Raw genomic sequence first — 10,008 nt, forward strand, 5'->3', positions numbered from 1 at the left:
GAATAAAAGGGGGTCCTCGCATGTTACACGTGAAACACCCCTTTTAACTATACTTATTTTATCTTCGTGCCGTTTGCTAAGTTTTGATCTACGCTTGCTAGTGAAAGACCATTCTCATCTTCACCGGCTAAAATCATTCCTTGTGATAGTTCGCCGCGCAATTTTACAGGTTTTAAGTTGGTTACACAAATTACTTTGCGACCTACTAATTCTTCAGGCTTATAAAACTTGGCAATACCTGATACAACTTGGCGTTTTTCATAGCCAAGATCAAGCTGCAGCTTTAATAGTTTATCTGCCTTCTTAACTGGTTCTACTTGCGTAACTTGCGCTACACGAAGCTCTACTTTCATGAAATCATCAATCGTAATCTCTTCAGAAGGCTCTTCCTTCACAACAGGTTTTTCTTCCTTCGGAGCACTTCCTTGCATCTGCTCTTTAATAAACGCTACCTCTTCTTCTCGATCTAGACGAGGGAACATTGGCTCACCTTTTTCTACCTTTGTGCCTTCTTTAAGCATATTAAAGCGCGTCGTGCTTTCCCACGTTTTTAACACATCTTCTTTTACACCGATCTGAGCAAAAATTTTCTCAGGTGTACGTGTTAAGAATGGCTGTAGTAATACCGCAATGTGACGAATTGATTCAGCTAGATGTGTCATAACGGAAGCAAGTTCTGCACGCTTATTCTCATCTTTTGCTAACGCCCAAGGTTGCGTTTCATCAATGTATTTATTCGTGCGGCTTACATATTGCCAGATAGAAGCAAGAGCCACTGAAAACTCCATATCCTCCATCGCTTCTTCATATTTATTCACTGTATCTTTTTGAGCTTGTACGATAAGTGCATCAAACTCTGTTACATTTCCTTCATAAGTCGGAATAACACCATCAAAATACTTATTAATCATCGCCACTGTACGGTTAACTAGGTTGCCAAGGTCATTTGCTAAGTCAAAGTTAATACGTTCAACAAACGCTTCTGGTGTGAATACACCGTCTGAACCGAATGGAACTTCACGAAGCAAGTAGTAACGAAGGGCATCTAACCCATAGCGGTCAATCAATGTCACTGGGTCTACTACATTACCTTTTGACTTCGACATCTTTCCATCTTTCATTAATAACCAGCCGTGAGCAAATACTTTCTTAGGAAGTGGCAAATCAAGTGCCATCAACATGATTGGCCAATAAATGGTATGGAAACGTACGATTTCTTTTCCTACTAAATGTACGTTAGCCGGCCAGTATTTTCGATAGTTTTCATCATTCTCAGTATCATACCCAAGAGAGGTGATATAGTTAGAAAGCGCATCAATCCATACGTAAATAACGTGTTTTGGGTTACCTGGAACTTTTACCCCCCAATCAAACGTCGTACGAGAAACAGCTAAGTCTTCAAGACCCGGCTTAATAAAATTATTGATCATTTCGTTTTTACGAGACTCCGGTTGAATAAATGAAGGGTTCTCTTCATAAAAAGCTAGTAAACGATCTACGTATTTCCCCATTTTAAAGAAATAGGACTCTTCTCGAACGAGCTCTACAGGGTGTCCGCTATCCGGGCTTTTCCCACCTACAACTTTTCCATTTTCAACGATTGGATCTACTAGTTGATGCTCTGTATAGTACGTCTCATCGGGAACTGAATACCAACCTTCATACTCATCAAGATAAATATCACCTTGTTCTAAAAGGCGCGCGAAAATCTTTTCCACGATTTCTTTATGTCTTGGTTCTGTTGTACGGATAAAATCGTCATACGAAATATCCATCTTATCCCACAGCTCTTTGATTCCAGAGACAATATCATCTACGTATTGCTGAGGTGTCACGTTTTTCTCTTCTGCTTTTCGCTGAATTTTTTGACCATGTTCATCCGTACCTGTTAAATAACGTACGTCAAACCCTCTCAAACGTTTATAACGAGCCATTGCATCTCCCGCTACCGTCGTGTATGCGTGCCCTATATGTAATTTACCACTCGGATAATAAATCGGCGTAGTAATGTAAAATGTATTATTTCCATCTGCCATGTTCATAACCTCCAACATTCCATTTCAACATTTTGATTTATATGGATGTAATCATATAAACCCTGTCTTCTTATTCTACTATCTATCATACTATTTTACATGATAATTTCAAAACATTCTCTTCCTATATACACGGGAATATGACGGATTCACTTCATTTTTAAATAATCGTTATTTTCCCAAAAAATAATCCTGTTAATTGTATCAGCTTCGCCCTATTTTTATATAAAATATACCCCCATTCAAAAAGTCACTTTGATAAAAACGACAAATAGGTCTAATTTTGTCGTTTTATGTCGAATTATATTTACCCTATCTTCAAAATAGTTAATATCAAGCTATTTAGGCGATTAATCTTTTTTCCAATGAAACCCCTTGTCATTCCTTGACTGACGGTCACAATTAGCTTCTAAACGAGTCGGGGAAAAAAATTTTTCCCAGCTACATTTTTTTACATATAAAATGATTGACTAGTTTTGGAAACGCTGGTATTATGAAAGTACGTTGAAATTGTCGAATAATGACGAAAGTAATAACATAGAAAAATGATCATTGAGAGGAGAACGATTAACATGAAATCTACAGGTATTGTTCGTAAAGTTGATGAATTAGGACGCGTAGTAATTCCAATTGAATTACGTCGTACATTAGGAATTGCAGAGAAAGATGCTCTAGAAATCTATGTAGATGAAGAGCGCATCATCTTAAAAAAATATAAACCAAACATGACTTGCCAAGTAACAGGTGAAGTATCTGATGATAACATTCAACTTGCTAGCGGCAAATTAATTCTAAGCCGTGAAGGTGCAGAACAAATCATGAAAGAACTTCAAGATTCTTTACAAGCTTCTAAATAAAACGAAAAGCTGTCTATGATAGACAGCTTTTTTTAATGTACGTGATATTCACTATAAATGTCTCGTTTTGATACATCTCGGTCTTTTGCCACTTGCTTAATCGCTTCTTTGTTTGAAAGTCCTTCTTCTACATAGTGATCAACGTGCTCGATAATGGTGAGCTGTTCCCACCATAGATTACTTTCATCTGGCGCTTCTTCATTTGTCCCTTCAAGAATTAAGCAGAATTCCCCTCTAATATCTGTGGCATTTGTCCATTCAATTGCTTCTAATACGCTTCCTCTTAAAAATTCTTCATAGCGTTTGGTTAACTCTCTACATAACACAATAGATCGGTTCCCTAAAATTTCTTCTATACTCTTTAGCGTTTCTTTTAATCGATGAGGGGCTTCATAAAATATCATGCTTTCTTTAATATACTGAAGCTCTTGAAGCTGTTCTTTACGCTGTTTTTTATTTCTGTTTAAAAATCCATAGAAATAAAACTGCCCTGTAGGTAGACCAGAAGCAATTAAAGCTGTTAATGCTGCGTTAGGCCCCGGCAGCGGAACAACCGTATATCCTTCTTTAACGGCAGCTACCACTAACTCATAACCAGGATCTGAAATACAGGGCATACCCGCGTCGCTTACTAAAGCAATATTTTTTTCACTGTCCAAGTCGCTTAACAGCTGTTCACTTTTTGTATGTTTATTATGTTCATGATAACTTGTAATAGGCGTATCGATTTCAAAGTGGTTACATAGTTTTTTCGTTTGTCTCGTATCTTCTGCGGCAATATAATCAACTTCTTTTAAAATTCGAATCGCACGAAATGTCATATCCTCTAAGTTTCCAATAGGAGTGGGAACTAAATATAAAACGCCTCGTTCATTCGATACATCATAACTTTTTTGTGATTTCATTCTGCTTTTCTTGCTCCCTTCGAATGTAAGCCTGTTTTTGCACTCTGCTTAACTGTTTGAACCAATACTCTTTTTGCATAGCTTCTGTTTTAGAAGTAAACACCTCATGCCAAATTAATGAAACAGGCCTTCTTGCTCTCGTATATTTTGCCCCTTTCCCTTCATTATGGACAGAAATACGTTTTTGCAAATTATTCGTGTAACCAGCGTAATACGTACAGTCCTTGCATTCAACTACATAAAAATAATGATTATTCTGTTCCATATAAAATCCTTTTTAATTCGTCCGTGTATTCATCATTATCTTGGTAGACCACCAGCGGAGGAAGAATCTTTAAATCTGGACTTCCATCCTTCGTACCTTCAATTAAAAGTGTATTTGCTTCTTTCCCATCTTTAGGATAGACAAACTGAAGTCTCTTTGGCTCTAAACGGTATTGCCTCATTAACGTAACGATATCTAATAGTCTCCCTGGACGGTGAACCAATGCTACTTTTCCGCCTTGCTTAACTAGTTGACTACTGGCTCTAATCACATCTTCCAACGAACAATGAATTTCGTGGCGAGCGATTGCAAAGTGTTCGTTTTCATTTATTTCTTCTTTATTGGATGTGGTGAAATAAGGAGGATTACATGTTACAACATCATATTTTCCATAACCCAGTTCTTGAGGTGCATTTTTTAAATCACCATGTATCATTTTAATCTGCCCATCCAGCTGATTATACGCAATACTTCTTTGTGCCATACTATGTAGCCGCTCTTGAATTTCTACACCAATGATTTTTCCCTTTGTTCGTTTAGATAAAAACAGTGGGATTACACCGTTTCCTGAACATAAATCAACCAAGTTGCCTTTACGAATTGGGACATAAGCAAAGTGAGATAAAAGCACAGCATCCAATGAAAAGGAAAAGACAGATGGACTTTGAATAATGCGCATTTCCTCATCGGCTAATAGATAATCTAAACGTTCATCTCCATATAACTCAACCATAATCGTTCTTCTCCTTGTACATCTATTATTTACATCTTTTACTCATAAAAAGAACCTCTCCAAAAGGGAGAGGTGTTGTTACTTTTTATTTAAAAATGACAAGCAAAACAAACAGTCTCCATCTTTACGCACACTTCCATAATGAATGTTACAAATATGAAAACCCTCTTGGTAAAGGCGAGCCAAATTGTCATATCCTTCTCCGATATCAATTTGTTTTTGCTCTTTTGTTTGAGCGCTTGCTTTTGAATGTCTATTTTTCAGCTTCGTTTCGAAGTTTGTCTGGTCAAGGCGACGGCGCAAATGATCATTTTCTATTTGCAGATGATGATTTTCTTCAATTAGCTCAGCAAGATGCTCTTTCAACTCACCTAACTGCTTATATAAATGACCAATTTGTTCCTCCATGTTTGTCACCGAATCAAAAATCTCTTTTTTATCCACCTTTGCCCACCTCGTTAATCTGTGGCTTGAAACGAAACAGCACCTTCATTATTGATCTCATCCAGAGTATACTCTAAAATTTGTTCGTGATCTGACAGTTCCACTTGAATAATTCTTTCCAAAATATTCAAACCTACTACACGTCCTGAACCATCTGAAGTTTTAATTGTTGAGCCTATATCAGGAAGCTGTTCTTTTGCCGTTTCATACTCATCATTTTCATATTTTAAACAACACATCAAACGTCCGCATAAACCAGAAATTTTCGTTGGATTAAGCGATAGGTTTTGGTCTTTGGCCATCTTAATAGAAACCGGCTCAAAATCACCTAAAAACGTTGAGCAACATAGCATACGTCCACAAGGACCTATCCCGCCCAACAGTTTTGCCTCGTCTCGTACACCAATTTGACGAAGCTCAATTCGCGTACGGAAAATAGCAGCTAAATCTTTAACTAGCTCTCTAAAATCAATACGGCCGTCTGCTGTAAAATAAAAAATGACTTTATTACGATCAAACGTATATTCTACATCTACTAACTTCATATCTAAATCGTGTGATTGAATTTTTTGCACGCATACGTCATACGCTTCTCTAGCAGCTTGTTTATTTTCATCCACAATCAGCCTGTCTTTTTGTTCAGCAATGCGGATTACTTTTTTCAAAGGAAGCACGACATCATGTTCACTTACTTGCTTTTTGTTAATAACCACTCTGCCAAATTCAACACCACGAACTGTTTCTACAATAACAAACTCACCATCTGGAATTGTAAGTTCTCCAGGGTCAAAATAATATATTTTTCCCGCTTTTTTAAAGCGAACGCCTACTACATCATACAAGCTTTTATCCCTCCTGCAAATCCAACACCAGCTGTTCCATTAATAACTGTAGATTCATATTTGAATTTAATTTATTTTTGGCCTTCAAGATAACCTCTAAGCGATAAATCGCTTTTTCCTGCGTTGTCTGAAGAGCTTGCTGTTTTAATTCTTCTATTTTATGACGATAGACGATTTTAGACTCTTGTCCAACTTGCAGCGTCAACAAATCACGGTAAAGAAGCATCAATAAAGTTAAACCAATATGAGCTTGTTCTTTTTCTTTAAAATGTGTTACCCACTTTTCATGAATAAAAAGAAGAGCTTGTTGAGGTCTCGTTGTTAACACTTCATATAATTGTATCACTAACTTTATTGCAAGTCCAAACCATTCATCTTTACTTAATTCAATTGCTTCATCAATGCTGTTTGTTAAATTAGACAAGATGGACGCATCTACTGCGGAAAGGCCATTTTCTACTAGTTTTTCAGCTAACTGTTCTGGTGTAAGAGATCGAAATGATATTACTTGGCAACGTGAGATAATCGTATCTAATAAGCGCTGTATATTTTCTGTTAATAAAATTGCATAAGTTCCGTTGCCAGGCTCTTCTAAAAATTTCAGTAAACTATTTGCTGCGCTTACTGTCATTTTATCAACATGATTCACAATATATAACTTTTTATTAGATTCAACACCGGTTTTTGTGAATTCTGATTGCAAGAATTGAATTTGCTCTTTTTTAATCGATAAACCAGCTGGCTCAATAAAGTGAATATCTGGATGATTACCTGAATCAATTCGCCGGCAGTTACTGCACTCATGGCATGGCCTATGATTAACTGGATTTTGGCAAAACAGTGCTTTAGCAAACAAAAAACTAATTTGTTTTTTACCTGTTCCTTTGCTTCCTTCAAATAAATAAGCATGAGCAACTCGCTCTTTAAGTAAGCTGTTTTGCAAAATCTTTAATACGTTCGGCTGAAGAGCTTCAAGCTGTTCCCATGTATTTCCCATTCAATCATCACTTTCTATTTAAAATCTTCTCTCTTAAAATTGATGAAATTGATCTACTGGTAGTACGAATACTGTAGCTCCGCCCACTTCAACTTCAACAGGATACGGAATGTATGAATCTGCATTACCACCCATCGGTGCCACAGGAGAAATCATCTGTCTGCGGTTTTCACATTGGCCCTTAATAATATCAAGTACTTCATCTACTTTATGATCATCTGTACCAATCATAATTGTTGTATTCCCTGATTTTAAAAATCCGCCCGTACTTGATAATTTGGTTGAACGAAATCCTCTTTCTACAAGTGCATTTAAAAGCTTTGAGCTATCTGAATCTTGAATAACGGCCATTACTAATTTCATGAATAACACCTCATTTTACTTTATTGTTAAGAATAGTATAGCAAGAATAACAATCATCTGTATTTATTTTAAAATCAATTGTATCTGTTTATAAACTTCTTCACAGACCTTTTCAATGGATTGATTTGCATCAATTCGGCGAATACGCTCTGGAAATTGACTCAAAAGAGATAGATATCCATCTCGTACTTTGTAATGAAAGTCTAAGGATTCTAAATCTAATCGATTAATCTCATCTTTTCGACCTTTATTAATTCTTTCTAATCCTACCTCAGGCTCAATATCAAAATATAAAGTGGCCTGTGGCATCGTTTGCTTAATAGCAAATTGATTGATAGCAAAAATATCTTCTACACCTATCCCCCGCGCATTTCCTTGATAAGCAAGTGAGCTATCAATAAAACGGTCACATAATACTATATTCCCTTTATTTAGCTCAGGAATCACTTTTTCTACAAGATGTTGTCTCCTAGCCGCAGCGTAAAGAAGTGCTTCTGTTCTGGCATCCATTTCCGTGTTAGATGGATTTAAGATGATTTCACGAATTTGTTCAGCAATTCGTATGCCTCCAGGCTCTCTTGTTAATACAATGTTATAGCCATCTTGTATTAATTTTTGTTGAACCATATGGATGATGGTCGTCTTACCAGCACCCTCTGGCCCTTCGAATGTAATAAACGTTCCTGACATGTATAAATTCCTTTCTCTATTTAAATACTTCTATCTTTCCTTCTTCCATACAAGAGCCGCCTTGAATATGACCATTTAACCTTTGAATATGCAAAATATAGTCAATATGATTGCTCGTAATCGTTTCTCCCTCCATTAAAATAGGAATTCCAGGAGGATATGGAATAATAGATTGTGCGCTTACACACCCAATCGCTTCTTCAAACGAACACATATGCTTTGTCCTTAATTTTCTTTCTTCCATAGACAGGAGAACCGTTGCCCTTGAAAAACGAAATGGTTTGATTAGTGGTTTTTCATACGACTTACGCTGTATATTTGCTACTGCTTGTCTAACCCGCTTAATTGTATCATTAAAGTCCCAACTGCTGCTTAACGGTAGAACAAACAATACATAGTTAACGTCAGCTAGTTCTGTATAAATATCTTGTTTTTCCAGTTCCTTTTGCAAATCATATCCTGTTGCCGCTGAACAAGTCAATGTCATTTTCAAAAGGTCGGTAGCAGTTTGATCTGTTTCCACATTAATAGTTGAAAGTGTATCAATCTTATTAATCTTTTCAACAAACGAATGAATATTGTCAGTCATTCTATCGATATCATGCTGTGTAAACTGCTGCAGATAATACCGTGCCAAATCGAGAGAAGCCATAATAGGGTATGAAGGACTGCTTGACTGAAGTACTTGTAGGTAATGGCGCACCGCTTGCTTATTCACTAATGTTCCCTGCATATGTAAATAAGAACCCATTGTCATAGCTGGTAGCGTTTTATGTGCTGACTGAACGACAAGGTCAGCTCCATACGTAACAGCTGACGACGGAAAAGGATTGCCTAAAATAAAATGGGCTCCATGAGCTTCATCAATAACTATAGGAATATTGTAGCTATGAATAAAGTCAATGGTCTCCTTTAAATCTCGTGCCACCCCGTAGTAAGTAGGATTTGTTAATACAAATGCTTTTATATCCTCAGAACGCTCTAAAGCCGCTTTAATTGTTTTAATGGATACACCTGTACTAAGATGTGTTTTTGAATCTATTTCAGGAGCTAAAAAAATAGGTGATGCCTTTGATAAAGTAATAGCATTAAAAATAGATTTATGAGAATCTCTTTGAACAGCAATTTTATCTCCTTCTTGACAAAGAGATAAAATTGCTGAGAGGTTGCCTACAGTAGAACCATTAACTAAAAAAAAGCTTTCATCTACTCCATACAACTTTGCCGTTAACTCTTGTGCTTCTTTAATAACAGATTCTGCTTCATGTAAATCATCTAATCCGCTAATTTCCGTTAGATCGTATTGCAAAAAATCTGCGTAAGAAGACTGAATATGTGAAGGGAGAATTTGACCATTTTTATGGCCGGGCACGTGGTAAGAGAGTGACCTCTTTTCGCTATGCCTTACTAAACGGTTATATAAAGGTAAATATGTATCCATACATCCATTCCTTACTTTTTGTAAATATAACATTGTTAACTTGATAAAAGAATATGTAAGCATTTTTCCTATCAAAATTCATTTTTCTTTCATTATAACAAACTTAGATGATTTTTTTGAGCCATATAAAGAAGCCCTTATAAAAAAGGACTTTTAGTAAGAAAACGCTCCTGATATTCTCTTTAATTGATTTACTAACAATTGATAACGAAAATGAGATGAATCCACCTCTACAATCTCTACCTCGCAGTGTTGGCATATAAAGCTGGAAAACACCTCAATACCCTTTGTATGCTGTTCATGACAAACGGAACATGTTTTAATTTGTTTTTCCATTACTCTCCACCTCCACTAAATAAGTATCGACAAGATGTAACTTCTTTATGCAGTTCATTTACCCCATTTTATGTAGATAGCTTATACTTTGTGAATAAT

Annotated in this window: 12 protein-coding genes; 1 reads left to right on the top strand and 11 read right to left on the bottom strand. The window is 36.3% G+C overall.

Annotated features, from left to right (window positions below):
• Positions 1 to 53: 53 nt before the first annotated feature.
• Positions 54 to 2,036, bottom strand: coding sequence for a methionine--tRNA ligase (gene metG / locus AC1VNJ_RS24515; RefSeq protein WP_028412634.1), 1,983 nt, complete (start codon positions 2,034 to 2,036; stop codon positions 54 to 56).
• Positions 2,037 to 2,602: 566 nt separating this feature from the next.
• Between metG and AC1VNJ_RS24520 the strand changes: the two genes are divergently transcribed.
• Positions 2,603 to 2,893, top strand: coding sequence for an AbrB/MazE/SpoVT family DNA-binding domain-containing protein (locus tag AC1VNJ_RS24520; RefSeq protein ID WP_170836841.1), 291 nt, complete (start codon positions 2,603 to 2,605; stop codon positions 2,891 to 2,893).
• A 32-nt stretch (positions 2,894 to 2,925) separates the two neighbouring features.
• On the opposite strand, the gene rsmI is transcribed toward AC1VNJ_RS24520, so the two are convergent.
• The 10 genes from rsmI to AC1VNJ_RS24570 form a co-directional block, all read right to left on the bottom strand.
• A complete protein-coding gene (gene rsmI / locus AC1VNJ_RS24525) occupies positions 2,926 to 3,798 on the bottom strand; it encodes a 16S rRNA (cytidine(1402)-2'-O)-methyltransferase (protein WP_016762698.1) in 873 nt (290 codons plus the stop codon).
• Positions 3,776 to 4,063 carry a GIY-YIG nuclease family protein gene (locus AC1VNJ_RS24530; protein ID WP_013054850.1) on the bottom strand — a complete coding sequence of 96 codons (288 nt, stop codon included), beginning with the start codon at positions 4,061 to 4,063 and terminating at the stop codon, positions 3,776 to 3,778. Before AC1VNJ_RS24530 ends, rsmI begins: the two co-directional genes overlap by 23 nt.
• Positions 4,050 to 4,796, bottom strand: coding sequence for a tRNA1(Val) (adenine(37)-N6)-methyltransferase (locus tag AC1VNJ_RS24535; protein WP_028412633.1), 747 nt, complete (start codon positions 4,794 to 4,796; stop codon positions 4,050 to 4,052). Before AC1VNJ_RS24535 ends, AC1VNJ_RS24530 begins: the two co-directional genes overlap by 14 nt.
• Positions 4,797 to 4,874: 78 nt before the next feature.
• Positions 4,875 to 5,240, bottom strand: a complete 366-nt coding sequence (gene yabA, locus AC1VNJ_RS24540; protein WP_013054848.1) for a DNA replication initiation control protein YabA — start codon at positions 5,238 to 5,240, stop codon at positions 4,875 to 4,877.
• 14 nt (positions 5,241 to 5,254) lie between these two features.
• Complete coding sequence (locus AC1VNJ_RS24545; RefSeq protein WP_013054847.1) at positions 5,255 to 6,082, bottom strand: PSP1 domain-containing protein; 828 nt, start codon at positions 6,080 to 6,082, stop codon at positions 5,255 to 5,257.
• 4 nt (positions 6,083 to 6,086) lie between these two features.
• Positions 6,087 to 7,079, bottom strand: a complete 993-nt coding sequence (holB, locus tag AC1VNJ_RS24550) for a DNA polymerase III subunit delta' (RefSeq protein WP_482641459.1) — start codon at positions 7,077 to 7,079, stop codon at positions 6,087 to 6,089.
• Positions 7,080 to 7,112: 33 nt separating this feature from the next.
• A complete protein-coding gene (locus AC1VNJ_RS24555) occupies positions 7,113 to 7,442 on the bottom strand; it encodes a cyclic-di-AMP receptor (protein ID WP_013054845.1) in 330 nt (109 codons plus the stop codon).
• Between the two features lie 63 nt (positions 7,443 to 7,505).
• Positions 7,506 to 8,132, bottom strand: coding sequence for a dTMP kinase (gene tmk, locus AC1VNJ_RS24560; protein WP_482641460.1), 627 nt, complete (start codon positions 8,130 to 8,132; stop codon positions 7,506 to 7,508).
• A 16-nt stretch (positions 8,133 to 8,148) separates the two neighbouring features.
• On the bottom strand, positions 8,149 to 9,573 hold the full coding sequence (locus tag AC1VNJ_RS24565; RefSeq protein ID WP_028412631.1) for an aminotransferase class I/II-fold pyridoxal phosphate-dependent enzyme: 1,425 nt from the start codon (positions 9,571 to 9,573) through the stop codon (positions 8,149 to 8,151).
• Between the two features lie 153 nt (positions 9,574 to 9,726).
• Complete coding sequence (locus tag AC1VNJ_RS24570; RefSeq protein ID WP_013081329.1) at positions 9,727 to 9,909, bottom strand: sigma factor G inhibitor Gin; 183 nt, start codon at positions 9,907 to 9,909, stop codon at positions 9,727 to 9,729.
• Positions 9,910 to 10,008: the final 99 nt, after the last annotated feature.

The organism is Priestia sp. 3CA3 (genome assembly GCF_056836725.1).